At 38.0% G+C, this 17916-nt stretch carries 19 protein-coding genes and 1 riboswitch; of the genes, 2 read left to right on the top strand and 17 right to left on the bottom strand.

The window, feature by feature from the left end; genetic code table 11:
* Nucleotides 1-50 precede the first annotated feature (50 nt).
* The 12 genes from V6670_RS02700 to V6670_RS02645 all read right to left on the bottom strand — a co-directional run bounded on the left by V6670_RS02700 (nt 51) and on the right by V6670_RS02645 (nt 13941).
* On the bottom strand, nt 51-2285 hold the full coding sequence (locus tag V6670_RS02700) for a heterodisulfide reductase-related iron-sulfur binding cluster (protein ID WP_089933015.1): 2235 nt from the start codon (nt 2283-2285) through the stop codon (nt 51-53).
* Between the two features lie 271 nt (nt 2286-2556).
* The gene (locus V6670_RS02695; protein WP_036121468.1) at nt 2557-3120 is read right to left on the bottom strand and encodes a cob(I)yrinic acid a,c-diamide adenosyltransferase; all 564 of its coding nucleotides are present in this window, start codon (nt 3118-3120) and stop codon (nt 2557-2559) included.
* Between the two features lie 12 nt (nt 3121-3132).
* Nucleotides 3133-4593 (bottom strand): adenosylcobinamide amidohydrolase, encoded by a 1461-nt coding sequence (locus V6670_RS02690; RefSeq protein ID WP_338652465.1) that lies wholly within the window; start codon nt 4591-4593, stop codon nt 3133-3135.
* Complete coding sequence (locus tag V6670_RS02685) at nt 4590-5591, bottom strand: iron ABC transporter permease (protein WP_141903864.1); 1002 nt, start codon at nt 5589-5591, stop codon at nt 4590-4592. The genes V6670_RS02690 and V6670_RS02685 overlap by 4 nt, the downstream gene beginning before the upstream one ends.
* On the bottom strand, nt 5588-6559 hold the full coding sequence (locus V6670_RS02680) for an ABC transporter substrate-binding protein (protein WP_141903865.1): 972 nt from the start codon (nt 6557-6559) through the stop codon (nt 5588-5590). Before V6670_RS02680 ends, V6670_RS02685 begins: the two co-directional genes overlap by 4 nt.
* A gap of 144 nt (nt 6560-6703) precedes the next feature.
* Nucleotides 6704-6886: riboswitch (cobalamin riboswitch) on the bottom strand.
* A gap of 57 nt (nt 6887-6943) precedes the next feature.
* On the bottom strand, nt 6944-8611 hold the full coding sequence (locus V6670_RS02675) for an acyl-CoA dehydrogenase family protein (protein WP_141903866.1): 1668 nt from the start codon (nt 8609-8611) through the stop codon (nt 6944-6946).
* Nucleotide 8612: 1 nt separating this feature from the next.
* Nucleotides 8613-10115 (bottom strand): long-chain-fatty-acid--CoA ligase, encoded by a 1503-nt coding sequence (locus tag V6670_RS02670; protein ID WP_338654446.1) that lies wholly within the window; start codon nt 10113-10115, stop codon nt 8613-8615.
* On the bottom strand, nt 10108-10497 hold the full coding sequence (locus V6670_RS02665; RefSeq protein WP_036121497.1) for a MerR family transcriptional regulator: 390 nt from the start codon (nt 10495-10497) through the stop codon (nt 10108-10110). Before V6670_RS02665 ends, V6670_RS02670 begins: the two co-directional genes overlap by 8 nt.
* 249 nt (nt 10498-10746) lie before the next feature.
* A complete protein-coding gene (gene argS, locus V6670_RS02660; RefSeq protein ID WP_141903868.1) occupies nt 10747-12414 on the bottom strand; it encodes an arginine--tRNA ligase in 1668 nt (555 codons plus the stop codon).
* Nucleotides 12414-12845: a DUF1934 domain-containing protein gene (locus tag V6670_RS02655; protein WP_338652462.1), complete on the bottom strand. Its 432-nt coding sequence runs from the start codon at nt 12843-12845 to the stop codon at nt 12414-12416. The genes argS and V6670_RS02655 overlap by 1 nt, the downstream gene beginning before the upstream one ends.
* 159 nt (nt 12846-13004) lie before the next feature.
* The gene (yidC, locus tag V6670_RS02650; protein ID WP_338652461.1) at nt 13005-13565 is read right to left on the bottom strand and encodes a membrane protein insertase YidC; all 561 of its coding nucleotides are present in this window, start codon (nt 13563-13565) and stop codon (nt 13005-13007) included.
* Nucleotides 13566-13695: 130 nt separating this feature from the next.
* Nucleotides 13696-13941 (bottom strand): hypothetical protein, encoded by a 246-nt coding sequence (locus tag V6670_RS02645; protein WP_338652459.1) that lies wholly within the window; start codon nt 13939-13941, stop codon nt 13696-13698.
* A gap of 695 nt (nt 13942-14636) precedes the next feature.
* On the opposite strand from V6670_RS02645, the gene V6670_RS02640 reads away from it, so the two are divergent.
* Complete coding sequence (locus V6670_RS02640) at nt 14637-15110, top strand: hypothetical protein (protein WP_141903872.1); 474 nt, start codon at nt 14637-14639, stop codon at nt 15108-15110.
* A 54-nt stretch (nt 15111-15164) separates the two neighbouring features.
* Here the strand turns inward: V6670_RS02640 and V6670_RS02635 are convergent, their stop codons facing one another.
* The 4 genes from V6670_RS02635 to V6670_RS02620 all read right to left on the bottom strand — a co-directional run bounded on the left by V6670_RS02635 (nt 15165) and on the right by V6670_RS02620 (nt 17121).
* Nucleotides 15165-15716 (bottom strand): hypothetical protein, encoded by a 552-nt coding sequence (locus V6670_RS02635; RefSeq protein WP_141903873.1) that lies wholly within the window; start codon nt 15714-15716, stop codon nt 15165-15167.
* 73 nt (nt 15717-15789) lie between these two features.
* Nucleotides 15790-15936, bottom strand: a complete 147-nt coding sequence (locus V6670_RS02630) for a hypothetical protein (protein WP_186436125.1) — start codon at nt 15934-15936, stop codon at nt 15790-15792.
* Between the two features lie 154 nt (nt 15937-16090).
* On the bottom strand, nt 16091-16867 hold the full coding sequence (locus tag V6670_RS02625; RefSeq protein ID WP_141903874.1) for a helix-turn-helix domain-containing protein: 777 nt from the start codon (nt 16865-16867) through the stop codon (nt 16091-16093).
* A gap of 32 nt (nt 16868-16899) precedes the next feature.
* Complete coding sequence (locus V6670_RS02620; RefSeq protein ID WP_141903875.1) at nt 16900-17121, bottom strand: hypothetical protein; 222 nt, start codon at nt 17119-17121, stop codon at nt 16900-16902.
* Nucleotides 17122-17325: 204 nt separating this feature from the next.
* Here V6670_RS02620 and V6670_RS02615 point away from each other — a divergent pair, with 204 nt between their 5' ends.
* Nucleotides 17326-17553 carry a helix-turn-helix transcriptional regulator gene (locus tag V6670_RS02615; protein ID WP_141903876.1) on the top strand — a complete coding sequence of 76 codons (228 nt, stop codon included), beginning with the start codon at nt 17326-17328 and terminating at the stop codon, nt 17551-17553.
* Nucleotides 17554-17598: 45 nt separating this feature from the next.
* On the opposite strand, the gene V6670_RS02610 is transcribed toward V6670_RS02615, so the two are convergent.
* On the bottom strand, nt 17599-17799 hold the full coding sequence (locus V6670_RS02610) for a hypothetical protein (protein ID WP_338652456.1): 201 nt from the start codon (nt 17797-17799) through the stop codon (nt 17599-17601).
* Nucleotides 17800-17916 lie beyond the last annotated feature (117 nt).

Below are 17916 nucleotides of genomic sequence, written 5' to 3'. Positions count from 1 at the left end.
ATTGTGCAATTTATATTTTTCAGATAACTAAAATATTTCTACAATAGCGATCATTTTTCTGCGTTCGCTTCCGTATTCTCGTCCTGTTGAACATTTTCTACGGATGCTACCACTGCTTCTAATGTTTCTTCTTCAGCTTCCTCAGATGAAGGATCAACAGCCTTCACTTTTTCACCGAACACTGAACGCTCTAGTAATTCTGCTACATCGAATGTGCCAATAGAGTCTTCCACTTCTTTTGCCTTTGTACCATCCTCCAGCATTGTTAAGCAATAAGGACAGCCAGATGAAATAACGGATGCATTAGTAGCAAGAGCTTGCTCTGTACGAGCCACATTAATGCGATTACCAACATGCTCTTCCATCCACATTAAGCCACCACCTGCACCACAGCACATAGCAGTTTCGCGATTTCGTTCCATTTCCACAAGCTTCACACCCGGGATACCGCGTAGAATTTCTCTTGGCGCATCATAAACATCATTATAACGGCCTAAGTAACAGGAATCGTGGAAAACAATTGTTTCATGAACCTCATAATTGAGTGCCAGACGATTTTCCTCAATCAACTGATTTAGTATTTCAGTATGATGATACACTTCGCCATTCCAGCCAAAGTCTTGGTATTCATTTTTAAAGATATTGTAAGCATGAGGGTCAATTGTCACTATTTTCTTCACATCATTTTTCTCAAACTCATCAATATTTGCTGTAGCTAATTCTTGGAATAAAAATTCATTTCCTAAACGACGAGGTGTGTCCCCAGAGTTTTTCTCTTTATTTCCTAAGATCGCAAACTTCACACCAGCTTCGTTTAATAGACGACAGAAAGCTAAAGCAATTTTTTGAGAGCGATTATCGAATGCCCCCATCGAACCAACCCAGAATAGATATTCCATTTCTTCGCCAGATTTTTTTAACTCTTTTACTGTTGGAATATGGATTGTTGGATCAAGATCACGCCAATTCTCTTTTTCTTTACGATTTAAGCCCCAAGGATTCCCTTGTCGTTCGATATTTGTCATGGCACGTTGTGCATCAGGATTAACTTTTCCTTCCGTCATTGTTAGATAACGACGTAGGTCGATGATTTTATCAACATGCTCATTCATTACTGGACATTGATCCTCACAGTTTCGACAAGTCGTACAAGCCCAAATTTCTTCTTCTGTAATCACATCGCCAATTAAAGATGGGCTGTAAATATCTTCAATTACTGCGCCTTCAGCACCAGCAGCCATCGCAAGCTGATTACCCTTGGTATTGGCAAAGAATTGATAAGGTACCCAAGGCTTTTGCTTTGTTACAACAGCGCCAGTAAATGTTAAATGATCACGCAATTTCACGATTAAATCCATTGGAGACAGCATTTTTCCTGTCCCAGTTGCAGGACACATATTGGTACAACGTCCACATTCTACACAAGAATACAGATCGAGCATTTGCTTTTGTGTGAAGTCTTGTATGCGTCCAACTCCAATTGAAGGCATATCCTCTTCACTTTCAGCATTTTCTCCTGCTTCTTCTAATGCCTCAAAATCAATAGGCGTTAATGTACCCACACGATCTAAACGATTCATGTAAACATTCAGTGGGCTAACAATTAAATGGAAATGCTTAGATTGTGGTACATACACAAGGAATGTTAATAGAATTAAAAGATGTGCCCACCACATAACATAAAACACTCCAGCAGCTACTGATGCAGGTAGGAAACCAAATATAGCAGCAATGCTTGAAGCAACAGGCTCCGTATAAGTCAACCCCTCACCATGCCAGATTAATCCCATACCATTAGCAATTAATGTTGAGACCATTAAGCCACCAATGAAAATTAATACAAGACCGTTTTTCCATCCTCTTTTTAGACGCACTAGCTTTTCTACATAGCGGCGATAAAATGCCCACACTACCGCAACTAAAATCATTAAAACTACAAGCTCTTGGAAGAATGTAAAGACACCATAGAAAATACCTAATGGCAGATGTGATCCCGGTGCTAGTCCTTTCCAAATTAAATCAATGGCCCCTAACTGAACCATCAAAAATCCATAGAAAAACATCACGTGAATTAATCCACTCTTTGGATCCTTTAATAGCTTGTTTTGACCAAATACATTGACCATAATATAGCGTAGTCGCTCTTTAACACTTTCATCAAACTCAACCTTTTTCCCCAATTGCACATACTTATAGCGTGTTTTCAACAGATAGAAGAACAATCCTACTGCATAAAGCACAACCACGACTGTTAAGACTATGTTAGCAATTAATAATGGACTCATGGTTGGTCCCCCCTTTAGTTTGTCGTAATTTTCTCTCTTTGCGGCAAATTTGCTAGTTCATACAGAAATGTGCGTCACTATATCAATATATTCCTATTCTAATAAATGAGTGAGCATTCAGTCAACATAAAACGGAAATATTTCTGATAATTTTATATTCTTACACTTTACAAGAAAAAAAGCCACCCTGAAATTTATTCAAAGTAGCATTTTTTTTACTTTTCTTTTTTTACATTTAATTAATAAAAGCTGCGACATCCACATAACAAGTTTATTTTTTGAAGACATTGCCACTGCGAATGTATTCAATATCCGCTACGTTTAATCGAGCATTTACAACACGTGCGGCTGCAAATAAATAATCTGATAATCGATTTAAATATTTTTGTACAACTTTCGGCACGTCCTCCACTTCTTTCATAAGTGTCACCATTTCACGCTCTGCTCGTCGTGCAACTGTACGAGCAATGTGTAAAGTTGCAGCTGCTGGTGCGCCACCTGGTAAAATAAAACGTTGTAATGGTGGTGCTTCATCTGATAAAGCATCTATACGAGCTTCCAGCACTTCAATCGGTTGCTCTGTTAATTTATAGTGGCGTTCTTTCATCACATTGGCAAGGTCACCACCAGCATCGAATAGTTCATGCTGAATTGTTTCAAGATCTGTTAAAATATCCTTAAAAAGTGCTTGATCTAATTCACTTACTGCCTTCCCGATAAAAGAGTTTAATTCATCAATCGCCCCGTATGTTTCAACACGTAAGCTATCTTTATCAACGCGTCCGCCAATTAGACTTGTTTTCCCCGTATCGCCTGTTTTCGTGTAAAGCTTCATTTCTCTCATCTCCTAAAACTGATTTTTATAATTTCTGATGGCCTGAACTGTTGTTTCATAAATACCCTTTGCAATCATTTTACCAACTTCCGTAATCGGGCCACCATACAGCATTTCTTCCCCTTTTTGAGTTGCTGCAATTAACAGACTATCTGTAGCAGTTCCTGTAGCAATGGTTCCACTACGCTCGTCACGAATATCTTCTGATTGCAAAGCTTTTGTTTTCGCCTCTGTAGCTGTCATCAGTGCCTGGAAAAATGCCTCCTCCGATAAACAGCCATTGATTATGATCCATGTATTGATAGTACCAATATATGGATCATCTTGTCTTTCGTGTACACGTGATACATCAACCGCATTGCCCACACCAGCCGTTACAGCTACTATCATACTGCCAAAAGGCGCTGAAAATTCATTGATGGCGACAAGAGCTGTTGGCACTGCTGTCAGCATCACAACAGTACTTGTAGGGGAAAAATTCTCTCTTTGCAAAAATTCACTAACTTCTCTTTTTACATCACTTATCACATAATCACCAGGTACAGAGCGGTTTAATAGGCAATTATGCCAGCCAATACCTGGGTTATGAACAGCAGAGGACACTGTTTTTAACGGAATCTCTGATTGGAGTTGAATATAGTGTTCCGTTATCATGAAATGTTCTTTTTTGATGACAGCTCGCTGCTGGTAATCAGTTGTTGCGGGCATCATTGTAATTTGAGGTTTTGGTATTTCGGGATGGGCATATGTAGCCACTCGTGCTTGATAAACTTCTTCAATTTGGGAGGCAATTAATACTTCATGCGGTGCTCCAAGTGCTCTCATTTGCCCACCCTCCATAAGCAATAATTCATCACAATAGAGAGAGGCTAAATTCATATCATGTAGTACCATAACAACCGTTAAACCACACTCCACAGCTTCCTTCCTGACCATATCTAAGATTTGCCGTTGATGTGCAATGTCTAGATGATTGGTTGGCTCATCCAGCAGTAGAATTTCTGCTGTTTGCGCTAATGCCTGAGCAACAAATACTCTTTGTTGTTCACCACCCGATAAAAATTCTAACGGGGTGTGCTCATAGCGTTTTACACCCGTTTGCAGCATGGCATGCTGAACAGCCTGTTCATCCTGTTCAGACCAACTTGAGAAAAAACCTGTTTGATGGGGGTAGCGCCCTAGTGAAATGGCCTCCCTTACACTATTTGAGAAAGCATTTGCATGAAGCTGTGGTAGTACAGCCATCTTTTGCGCCAAAGCACGGGCATTATAAGAAAGGATATTTTGTCCATCAATTGTGATTGTTCCAGCAGTAGCTGGTAATATCCCACTCATTACCTTTAATAATGTAGATTTCCCACTACCATTCGGTCCTAGAATACCAAGAATTTTCCCTTTTTCCACAGTAAAACTAATGTCCTTGACGATTGGTACATCTTCATAACCACCTGATAGATGTTCGACAATAATCATGCCCGTACCCCCTTACTTCTACGTTGCTTATAAAAAATATAGGAGAAAACAGGTGCACCAATAAACGCTGTAATAACACCGATAGGCAGCTCTCTTGGCACAATAATTGTCCGTGCTACTAAATCGCAAACAATGAGTAAAGTTGCGCCATTGAAAAACGATAATGGCAATAAATGGCGGTGGTCGGAACCCCAAATCATCCTTGTCATATGCGGTACAACTAATCCTACAAAGCCAATTGTGCCAGAAACCGCTACAGCAGCTCCCGTTAACATGGAGCCACCCGCTAAAATCAAATACTTACTACGTTTCACATTGACACCTAAATGCTTCGCGCGCTCTTCACCATATAACAAAACATTTAGCTCTCGTCTTTGCGTCCAAAGCATAATGGAACCAATAATAACAAATGGCGTGATCATTTGGACATATGGCCATCCACGCATTGACACAGAACCTAGTAACCAGCCAATTACTTGGCGTAGCTCTTCTCCAGATAAAGCAATCATTAATGAAATGAGAGAGCCTAGAAATGAGCTAAAAATAACACCTGTTAAAATTAACGTTTCCATCTTCAATGAACGGTCTACCATTCTAGCAAAGCTCATGACCACTACCATTGTGATGATTGCGCCTATCATACTAAAAGTGGGTAGGGCATACAAGCCTACGACCGGTATAGATATACTAAAAAAGATCGTAATAACAGCACCAACAGATGCCCCCGATGAAACGCCTAATGTATATGGATCTGCCAATGGATTTTTTAACAACCCTTGGAAAGCTGCTCCAGCAATGGCCAGAGAAGCTCCCACTAGTCCCGCTAACAACACGCGTGGCAGACGGATTTTCCAAAAGATATTAGCAGCCGTTTCATCAACTGCTTGATTCCATAAAACTTCTAACGGAATATGAACTGAGCCTATCGCTACGCCACACCAGATACTAATGACAAGAAGCGTACATGTTAGTACATAGGCTAGTGCTATTTTTTTCACTTAAATACCTCTGGATAAATAGCTTTTGCTAATTCTTCAAGACCTTCTCCTAAACGGGGACCTTGACGACTTGTTGTGCTTTCATCTACTTGAACGATTGCCTTATTTTTCACGGCATTAACAGTATCGAAACCAGCACGTTGTGGTATTTTTGTTAAAATATCTGGTACATAATGATATGTCACAACGATGACATCTGGGTTTTTCGCAATAATTTGTTCTGAACTAATTTCATACCAATCCTTCGCATCTGCCGCTACGTTTTCTGCATGAATCATCTCCAGCATAGCATTCATAAATGTGCCATTACCCGCCGTATAAATAGTAGGTTCATCCGATGCTTCGACCAGCACTTTTTTTGGTTCAACATCCTTTACTTTTGTCAGAACATCTTCCACTTTTTCCTTCATATTAGCAACGATTTTTTCAGCCTCTGGTAATTTCCCTGTTGCACGACCAAGCAGCTCAATCGTTGTGTAAGTTTCATTAAAATCTTGTGCATTTTTTACGACAAATACTTTCAAACCTGCTGACTCAAGCTGTTCAATCGCCGCTTCTGAAAGGGACATGCTAGATTCATGTGAAAACACGATATCTGGCTTTAAGGCAATAATTTTTTCAATATTGTACTCCATGCCCCCAACTTTATCCTTTTCAGCGACTTCTGGTGGATAATCATCATTGTCTGTCACCCCAACTATTTCATCATTTAAACCAAGTTCAAATAATATCTCTGTGTTACTTGGAATAAGAGAAACAATTTTTTCAGGCGGTGCTTCAAGTGTAATATCCTTGCCAATGGCATCTGTTATGGTCATTGGGAATGTTGCTTCATCCACCTGTGGAGTCTCTTGCTGTGTTTGCTGCTCCGTAGCTACTGGCTTGTCATTTTTGGCTTCTTGCCCGCATGCAGCTAACAAACCTACTGCTAAAAATGCTGATAATCCTATTTTCCAAAATTTCTTCATGTGAATCCTCCTTTGTTGATCCGTGCGTCAATTGGTTAGAAATATTTTCTCCATCAAAATAAGACCCCTCATCTTCGAATGATGAGGGGTCAAAATCGCACCAAAAAACTGATACAAAATCCACCACCCTATCCTCGTAGGCTGTCATGTCTATACTATAAAGGCAGGTCTCCTGGCTCGTGCTTATTGCGTTTTTCAAGCCTTCCCGAAATCTTCAGTGGCATTATTTGAAAAAACTCACACTTACAGTGGCGGGACCGCATCGGAATTACACCGACTTCCCTTTTCACTTTACTTAAGTAAAGAACCTTTATAATATTCAGTTGATTTCATTATACATGAAAATAAAAGAAGTCGCCTCCATTCCAGACGACTCCTTGGCAATTATACAATTTCAGAAAAATATTGTACGGTTTTCATTTGTGCACCTATTTGTCGCAATGACCACGTTTGCTCTAAATAGATATCCGCTAGCTTTTCGTACTTTCCGCCAAATTTTTGTGCCCATTCAACCGCTACAACACTTTCATAAAGATGGGCCATCTTTTTCGCTATATCTTTTGCTTCGAAAGTTTTAGTTGCTTCATCTAAAGCGCTAAAAATTTGTAATGTAGCCGCAAGACTTACCAACTGCTCTTCCACAATTCGCACTAGTGGACTATCCGCCAGCTTCTCTAGCCTTGTCTCCATTTCACGGACAAACAGTTCATGTGCATGGAACTTATCCACTAAACGAATAATTTCTAAGGCCAAAATATTTGCCGTTCCCTCCCATACCGTCAATACTTGTGCATCCCTTAGTAAGCGTGGTGTCACAAAGTCTTCAATATAGCCATTACCACCATGTAATTCAATCGCTTCACTAGCATAATGAACGGCTTGCTCTGCCGTTTCCTTTTTCATAATGGCAATATATAAACGATTCATAATGAGATCTTGTTGTGTTCCCTGCCCACTTGTCACTTTATCGTATAATTGAATAAGATCAAATACTGTCGCTACTTCCACATGCAGCTTAGCAGCAAACTTCCCTAGTGTATCCTGGATCATTGGGTATTGTGTTAAGGGCTTGCCAAATGCATATCGATTGCTCACATAATGCTTTGCCTCTAAAAAGCCTCGACGCATAATACCAATCGATGCTACTGCATTACAAATTCTTGAAAGATTTAGTGCTTCTAGCATGTAATAAATCCCTTTATTTTGTTCCCCTACAATATAAGCAAGGGCACCATCAAACTCTACCTCGCCCGATGGGACTGCTCGAACGCCTAATTTATCTTTCAATCGACGAATACGAAGATGATTAGCCGTACCATCTTCATTATTCCATGGAACTGCAAATAACGTTAACCCTTTAGAGCCTGCTTGTGCGCCTTCTAAACGTGCCAACACCATTGCTACGCCACACATACCTGCATTGGATGCGAAGTATTTTTCTCCATAGAGACGGTACTCATTGCCTACTTTTCTGGCCTCCACAACATTCGCCCCAACGTCTGACCCTCCTTGACGTTCAGTTAAAAATGTTGCCCCTTCGTATAGCTCCGTCTCTCCTGTTGCACAAACATGTGGCAAGAAACGCTGCTTTACATCCTCATCAGCATAATGATCTAATAGATAAGCCGTAGCCATCGTCAAAGTAACGGGACAATAAAAACCAGGCTCTGCATGAGATAGTAAATAACCTTGTGCAAAGCTATAGACATAATTCCCTTTGTGACCTAACTGTGGAATTTCTTTGTGCACGTAGCCAACTATTCCCGTATTATATGTCTCTTCAATTGTTTTTTTGTAGCCGTCATTCACCCAAACCTCTGATACCTCTTCTCCATAAGCATTATACCGTTGGAGGCGGGGCTCTCCCTGCCGATCTGTATGTTTTGCCCTTACGTCAATATCACCTGCACATAACTCACCGAAATCTGTTAGTTCTCTATGTGCATAAGACAAAAACTCTTTATCTAACATCATTTCTAACACTTTTTGAAGGGTTTCTTCCTCTGTAAAAAAGTTTGTTGCACGCATTTCTTCCTGCTGTAAAACCTTCATGCTATCTCACCTCTTGTCCTTTCAAGGATTGTTTTAAAATTTTGCCTGAAGCATTGCGTGGTAGCGCTTCCACTTTTTCGAAAATACGTGGTAGTTTATACTTCGCAAGCCTTTCCTCTAAATAAGCTTTCAACGCATCCTCATCTATGTCTTGTTTCGTAGCATATACAGCCTTCACGGTTTCCCCCCATTGCGGATGTGGTATACCGATGACAGCAACTTCAAATATCCCTTCAAAGCTTAATAGGCAATCTTCAATTTCCTTCGGATAAATGTTGACACCACCTGAAATAATGACATCTTTTTTGCGATCCACAATCCAAATAAAGCCGTCCTCATCCATCCGAGCCAGATCTCCTGTTTTTAACCACCCATCAATGTAAGCAGCCTTGGTTGCTATTTCATCCTTGTAGTAGCCAAGCATATTACCCTCACCAAATAAGACAATTTCTCCTACTTCGCCCACATTTACATCTTCTCCATTGTCATTGACAATACGAAGCTCTGTGCCAAGTGGCGCCCGTTGACCAATACTCCCAGCCTTCGTTTCATGCTCCTTGCCAAATAACAATGAGCCACTCGGACCCGCCTCTGTTAATCCATAAACACAGGTTAAATTAGTTGTTCGAAATGCCTGTTGAATGAAGCGAACCTCATTTTGAGATAATGGTGCTCCACCATATACCCACCACTTCATGGAAGACAAATCAGCCGTTTGTAGCCTTGGCATCTGTGCTGTTAATAAATAAGCAACAGGCGCTCCAAAGAAATGCGTCGTTTTTTCCTGCTCAATGGCATCGATAAAAAGGTCTGGTGTAAAGGTTGGTGTTAATACGCTTGTTGACCCTACAAATACGCCCGCCATTAAAAATAAATGCAATGGTGCTGAATGAGTTAATGGCATCATGAGCAATATACGGCTTTCAGGTTTCACTTCCATTTCAACAGCAATCATTTGTGCCACTGTTAAAATATTACGGTAGCTAAATAACACACCCTTTGGTTTTCCTGTTGTACCAGATGTATACAAAATAGTAGAAGGGTCATCTTCTTGTAGCTGGCAATCAATTGTTTGTGTGCTCGCATTTTGAAGCATTGTTTCGTAATGCTGCCACCCTGCTTTTTCTTGGCCGGTTTTAATTTTTAATGGTACAGCAGCTAATTGTTCAACTGCGGCAAAAATCGCCTCATGAACAACAATTGCCTTCGCTTCGGCATGCTGTGCCACATACTCTACTTCCTGCAATGTAAATTTCGCATTGACTGGAACAACGATTGCACCAATACGCTGAATAGCAAAATAGCTTACAACAAACTCTAAAACGTTCGGCATAAAGATTAAAACCTTATCATCCTGACTTACTCCCTGCTCTAGCAAAGCATGACTAAAACGTGTTACTTGCTCATCTAAATCACGATAGGTCACTCTTCTGCCATGACAAATAATGGCTTCATTTTTTGGATACTTACGGGCATTTCGTGCTAACAAATTGGAACTATTCATCATGCATCTCTCCCTTTAAAGTAGCTAATTTTTCACTAAACATGCCTTGCATTTGCTGTAATTCCTGTTTCATTTGCGTCAGCTCAGCAATTTTACTCTCAATCTCTTGAATTTTTTGTTCTCCATACTCTACTGTTCGTTCTAATTGCTGAATACCTGAGCGATCAAAATCAAAAAGTAAAACCATCTCTTTGATTTCCTCCAGTGAGAACCCGTAACGCTTGCCTCTGAAAATAAGCTTGAGCTTCGCCAATTCTTTTTTTGAAAAGGTTCGTTGATTGGTAGATGAGCGATCAGGACGAAGAAGACCAAGTTCCTCATAATAACGAATAGTGCGAGTAGACACATTAAATTCCTTTGCTACCTCCTGAATCGTCTTCAAAATCATCTCCCCTTTCCTTATTGTCAACAGTATATCATTGACGTTGACGTAAACTTCAACAAAATTTTCGAAATTAACAGAAAAATTAAGTTTGAAACAGCTAATTTTTAGTGCTATCCGTTCCTTGTGTCTTTTTATCTTTCACATTTACTGTTTTATCAACCACTTTTAGAATGTTATCGTCCACTTTTAGCCTTCTATCCATAAAAAAAACCCCTAACATTCGTCATGTTAGGAGCTTAAAAAGTATTACATTTTTTCTGGTGCAGATACGCCGATTAAACGTAGTGCATTAGCAATTGTTGTGCGTACAGCTGTAATTAATGCTAAACGAGCCTCTGTTAACTCCTTGTTGGAAGCATCCAATACTTTTTCTGCATTGTAGAAGCTATGGAACGCTGCTGCTGTCTCTTGAATATAGTTAGCGATTCGGTGTGGTGTACGGTGTTTCGCCGCTTCTGCTACCACTCTCGGGAAATCGCCAATCTTTTTCAGTAAATCAATTTCTTTTTCTGCTGTTAACAGATTAAGATGGTCTGTTGCTACAGCAAATCCTTGCTCATTTGCCGAGCGTAAAATAGATGAAATACGAGCATGTGCATATTGTGCATAGTACACTGGGTTTTCATTGGATTGTGATACAGCAAGATCAAGGTCAAAGTCCATATGAGAATCGCCTGCAGTTTTCACGAAGAAGTATCGTACTGCATCAAGGCCAACCTCTTCTACAAGTTCACGCATTGTTACCGCATTCCCTGTCCGTTTAGACATTTTGAATTTTTCACCGTTTTTATAAAGCTGAACCATTTGAATAACTTCTACTTCTAATGTATCACGATCATAGCCAAGGGCCTGAATAGCTGCTTTCATACGTGGAATATAACCGTGGTGGTCAGCTCCCCAAATATTGATTAATTTATCGAAACCACGGACAATTTTGTCTTCGTGGTAAGCAATATCTGGCGTTAAGTATGTGAACGAACCATCATTTTTAATTAACACACGGTCTTTATCATCACCAAATGTTGTAGAGCGGAACCAAGTAGCACCATCTTCTTCAAAGACATGACCATTTGCTTTTAATTTATCTAACGCTACTTCGATTTTACCGTTTTCATATAGAGACGTTTCAGAATACCAGACATTAAAGTTCACGCGGAAGTTTGCTAAGTCTGTTTTTAATTTATCTAATTCTAAGGCTAAACCGTGTTGACGGAAGAATGCAAAACGTTCATCCTCTGATTTTGCTAAAATAGCTTCACCATGCTCCTCAGCTAATTTACCCGCAATATCAATAATATCTTGCCCATGATAGCCGTCTTCTGGCATCTCCGCTTCCATACCTAGTGCTTGTTTATAGCGTGCTTCTAATGAGTAAGCTAGGTTATTAATTTGATTGCCCGCATCATTAATATAATATTCACGAGAGACGCTGTAACCAGCCATATCTAATACATTACATAATGAATCTCCAACAGAAGCTCCACGTGCATGTCCTAGATGAAGGTCTCCTGTAGGATTTGCTGAAACAAACTCCACTTGAATCTTTTCCCCAGCACCAGCATTTGAACGGCCGTAGTCAGTACCTTGTTCAAGAGCCTGTGTAATTACCCCAGTTAGGAAATCTTTACGTACTGTGATATTCATGAAGCCAGGACCAGCAATGTCGATCTTTTCAATATCTGTACCTGCTGTATCAAGATTTTCTAAAATAGCTTCCGCAATAGCACGAGGTGGTTTTTTAGCTAATTTCGTTAATTGCATTGCAATGTTTGTTGCATAGTCCCCATTCGCTTTATCCTTTGGTGATTCCAAGTGAATCGATAATTCTGTACCAGCCTCAACTAAGCCTGCTTTTTCAACAGCCTGAGCTATTGCTGCTTTTATAGCCTGTTGTACTTGTTCTACTGCGTTCATCATTGTACCTCCGTAAATGTAATATCTAATGTATAGTTGCCAACGGATTGCCCACCCATTAGTAAATCGTACTGTACATGGAAATCTCCGCTTAATGCCTGTTTCGTAAAGGTCATTTTTTTCGTGTCAATAATGAGTGACATGGAACCAAACTCACTCTCATAATGCCCTTTTTGTTGCTCAATTATGTTAAGTGGTAAGCGCATATTGACCGAGCCAGCACGCATAATCAGCGCTTTCTCATGTCCTAACTTCATTGTTGTGCGGATAGTTTTATCCTCCTGCACCTCATCATATTTCAAATATAAGCTTCCTGCTTTTTCAAGTAGCTGCCCTTTGAGCCACATTTCATAACTGTCGGACTCTCCATCACTTGGACGAATCGTAGAAACGAGCTTAATGTTCACTTGCGATCTTATTTCGTTCGCCATAATGGACGCTCCCTTTTAGTCTTTTACTATAACCTTTTTATTATAGGATGAATACTCCTGTTTTTTCAAGATAGAAGTCATGTAAAGCATCACACAAATATAGATGGAGAATAAATAAAAACTCCTCTCTTTACATAATCGAAAGAGAGGAGTTTCATTTTATCTATACCATTTTTTAATGATTAATTGTTGAACTATTAATAATATAGCACTAACTGTCCAATAGATAGGGATAATCGCTGGATTGAATAAACTAAAAATGAGGATCATGATTGGATTAATGAACACCATAATCTTCATATTAAGTGGTTGGCTTTCCTCTAAGGAGAAAACACTTTGAATCAAATAAATCAAACAAGCAATAATCGAAATGCCAATATCTATCGTACCTAAATTCATCCATAGGAAATTTTCACTTGCGATGACGGTATCTAACTTAATCGCGTAATACAGTGAAAATAATACAGGCAATTGAACAATAATAGGTAAACAGCCTAATAAAGAACTTTTCAATGAATCTGACGTTAATGCTTGCATTTTTTGTTGTACTATTATTTTTTCAGATTCATTTTGACTGCTCTTATATTTAGTGGTAAGCGCATCTAGTTCAGGCTTAATGGCTGACATTAGTTCTTTCGAGCGCTTTTGATGTTTTGCAGATTGAATAAATAGCGGCATTAGAATTAATCTTACTGCAATCGTAATGCCAATGACACTCACTGCATAGCTACCTGTAAATGAATGAATGGATGAAATGAATGAAGTAAATGATCGGTTGTGCTAAAAAGGTTAACAATGATATTCCTCCTAGTTTAAAAGTTTACATGAAACTAGGAGATACACTTTCTTCCTAACTGTTTTCCGACGTCCTAATACATAGAACAAACCACGTTAGCATAGGTGGAGTCCAAGTATTCGTGATATTATAGTCAACTTCAAACGCTTCGTCCTTTACTTCTTGAACTGTTATTTTATTGACCAGATACAGATGCAAATGAACACTTAGCACAGTTAAAACCAAAGAAGCTAGTAGCCAAAAGTATTCCATTGTACTGACAAAGATGAATAAATCATTGATGAGAAGTGACCAAATCATAATACTCCTCCTTCCTATCACTAATTTTAAAGAACCCTACATTCTACTGACCAATAGATGACAGTTGTTTCATCAATTTTTCTCTCTTCTTTATATAGAAACTACTACTTAACTTATCTACGCAACTACGTAAAATAAGTTTCAAATTTATGACGTATATCTATTCTTCATTTCAATAGAAAATACAAAATGGGGCAAGCCTATCGCTAACCCCATTCAATCAATCTGTTTTTAAAGCCCTACTTATTTTACCCAGCCTAATATTACAAATTTGCAAGTGAACACAAAAGACTAATGAACCCTTGATATATCAACGGTTTAAGTATCTATCCCCATTTTGTATAATGCAGAACACTGCATATAATAGCCTTATGTTGGGGCTGAGTGGGGCTGAGTGGGGCTGAATTGGGGCTAATAAAATACGGCGAGCGTGTGTACAGGAATGCGTGAGTTATAACAGATTGGGGCTAATTGCTTCAATCTTTTTTATTGGGTATAAAAATATGAATACTTATATATCTGTATTATTTGGTTACATTTTCTTTTGATTATCAACGTAAAAGCTCGCTCCATATCCACAGTTTTTTTAAAAACGAAAAGTATTGAATTATTAATTAACGAGTTATACTATATTAATAATATGTTAATAACTAGTTATATTAAGTTATTAATAAAAAGAAAAGAGGTATTTAAAGATGACAGACAATAACAAAGTGTGGGCTCCAATAATTATTTCAAAAGCAGATGAAATACTATCTAACGCACTAAAAGAATCCCAAGCAAATGATTCTTCAGTTAAAGCGTATACTTTCGAACGTCAGCACCTAGAAAACCTTTTAATTGAGGCTTTTTCAAATGAAAGAATCCCTTCAGGCGCTATGATTGGGGCCTTAAATCGTATTTTATCTTCAAATCCAAAGATACGTAAAATAAAACGAGGCTTATACAATTACATGCCAGAAGGTGATAATTTCAAAGACATTGCTGAAGTAATAGAAAAAATAAATAAGTTTATTGAGGAATTAGAAGAAAATGCAACTCAGTCTGTAACAACAGAGAATACCACTTTAGATTTAAAGGATATACGTATGATATGGTCTATCCAAGAAACCATTGACACTTTGGAAGATTTAAAAAAACGTATCATCGATAAAACTGAAGAGCAATAAAAATCAGCGAGCGGCAACAATAATAGTTAAAGCCGCTCAATGATTTTGATATAGTTAATTTGCAATGTTTTCTTTAGTCGATGTTAGCGCATCGGCTTTTTTATTTTTCTCGCTTTTATCCATAACTCTCGCTACGGTTTCAGTTATATACGTTAACACTTCCTCAAAGCTTTCTGGTTCTCTACCAAACTCTTTAGTAAATGTTTTTATGTTTCCTTCCATGGCAAAAGCACTCCAACCTTCTTTACTGTTTATATCAAGCTTAGTAGCTACATCGATAGATTGCTCTAAATCACCCTTAACTACTGTGTTGAATAGTTCTTCTGAATGAATGTTAATTGCTTCAACTTCTTTTGCCATTTCTTTAAACAATGGATAGAATCCCATATCAATTAAACGGACAGTTTCGCGTATTTCATTAATTGATAGATATGACATACCAGGATCTTTATCCCAACCTTTAAAAACGATTTCATCAATTCTTTCCATTAGCTTTGATACTGCGTTCTTCACAACCTCTAACTGAATCATCTGTGCTGATAAGTTATATACATTACCACTAGTTTCTTGTACAACTGTTTCTAATAAGTGTTGTGTTCGTTGCATACGAATTCCCCTTTTCTTATTTTACATTTTGCACTCAATCAAAGTGAGTTGCTCTTTTTTAATATCGATTTTGTTAAAAATACAATGAATCTAAAGCTTTTTTGTTATCGATCTTTAATACTATTTCAATTATATTTAAATGATCTTGCTTTATACTGTTTGAACAACTCCCCATTAAATTGATCGCTTTTTCAGTATAGCCACCATTACCATTCACCATACAAACACCTCTTATTTTTATTTTAAATTAGTAGAAATAGATTCACTGTAATGCCATTTATTAGCAACCACATTTAACAACAGTTGTTTATTGTGGTCAGACATGTTACGCCATTCTTTAGCTGTCACTTTCATGTGTCCTCACTTCCTTCATATTAAAATACTTCTGTTGATTGATCTCTATCAGTCAACCAATTGTAGAAAGGCACAGGACGTTCGTTTATAGGATTTTGAACTATCGGTGATATAATCCCATCTCTACGTTGCAATGCCTTATTATGAGCCCCTACGAATATGGCACGTATTGTTTTAGTAACCGTCAGCACACCTTCTTTAATGTCATTAGCTATTTTAAAAATGATGTTCTTGGCCAATATAAATTCCTGAATGTTACTTACATTGGATGCTAATACAACTTTGTGCAAATCGTCTTTCAAATTGTCTGGAAGAGGTAATGAATGCATAAATTCATACAGCATCATCTGATAATCATTCATAAACTCTTTGCATGATTCTCTATCAGCCAGAACCTGGCTATATGCTTGATATAATGGAACAATCTCACATTCGTCAAAAGGCACCTCAGGATCTTCGCATGTTTCTGACTGGCTAGGCAAAATAATATAGATGTTTGCACCACGTCCTCCCTTTACCTTTGTAGTTGTCTCTCTCTTGATAATGCCTAGTGATTCTAATTTCTTGATAGCACGATAAACTGTCTTTGTGCTGATCTCCAATGCTGCAGCAATTGTGGCAGCTTTCAAATGACAGGCTCCTGGATGCTCTAATGCATGACTAGCAAGTTTGAAAACGATGGCACATTCTGATTCCGTTAAATCGTAGTAATGAGCTGCCATGTGATTTTCAACAGCTGTGTCCATATCTGCTATTGATTCAAATGTTGTGTATTGTGCTAAGTATTCAAATGCCATCGTTTTCACCTCGCTTTCAATCACCAAATAAATTAATAAACTACATGTACATTTCCATCTTCTCGAATTTGTACTGGTTGTCCGTCTACATCATCAAAATAAACTTTTCCCCAACCTTCGATATGTTCCCAGTAACCTAAATTGTATTTGTCGCCATATCTCTTTTTGAAATACTCTCTAGCTTCTTTGTAGTCCTTGAATTTCGGAAAATTTGCTTCATCTTCTCTTGAAATTTTAAAACCAAAGTATGTCATAATGTTTCACCTCTCTTTCCTGCAGCAAGTGAGTAATCTTCTATGATAAATAAACCCCAACACATTAACCTTACAAGGTTAATATATCACCACGTAAAGTTATTGTAAAGTTAATTTTTAACCCCGCAAGGTTACTTTTTAATATTTTCAAAAACTATTTAACTTCAAAAGTGATATAATTAAAGTTAAAAAAGAGGTATTGTAATGGCTATAAAATCAAATTTAAGAATTTTAATGGCTGAGCATCGTATTGATGGAATATCAGAATTAATGGCGAAGTCTGGACTTAGTAGAAATGCTATTAATCGATTGTATAAAGGGACTGAAGAGGAGATGAAATCAACAAATTTAAAAACCTTGATAACTCTATGTGAAGTTTTTGAATGTAAACTATCAGATTTACTAGAATTCACTCCAGATTTCACAAAGTAAGATCAACACATAAAAAGGACGCCCAATAATTCAGGTGTCCTTTCACTATTTATCAATCTTATTTTTGATTTTTAAATTATCATACCTTTTATTATTTAATTCATCCCTTCTAACTGTTATCCCACCCACTGTCAAATCCTTTAATTTGATTTTTCTTCCGTATTCTCTAGACAGGATACTTTCACACAATGGTAACAACTTTCGAACCTTTTCTTCTGTCATCTTGAAATCCTTAAATCCATCCACATCTATCCCTCCCTTCATTTTTATCATTGCCAATTATTAAGCTGTATAAAATGAAAAACAAAAAGCAACCACATTTCTGCAGCTGCTAGATTATATATATTAATTATTAAGAGCATG

Source organism: Lysinibacillus sp. Y5S-8 (assembly GCF_036894365.1).
Classification (GTDB): Bacteria; Bacillota; Bacilli; order Bacillales_A; family Planococcaceae; genus Lysinibacillus; species Lysinibacillus fusiformis_D.
This window is presented reverse-complemented; position numbering and strand designations above follow the sequence as displayed.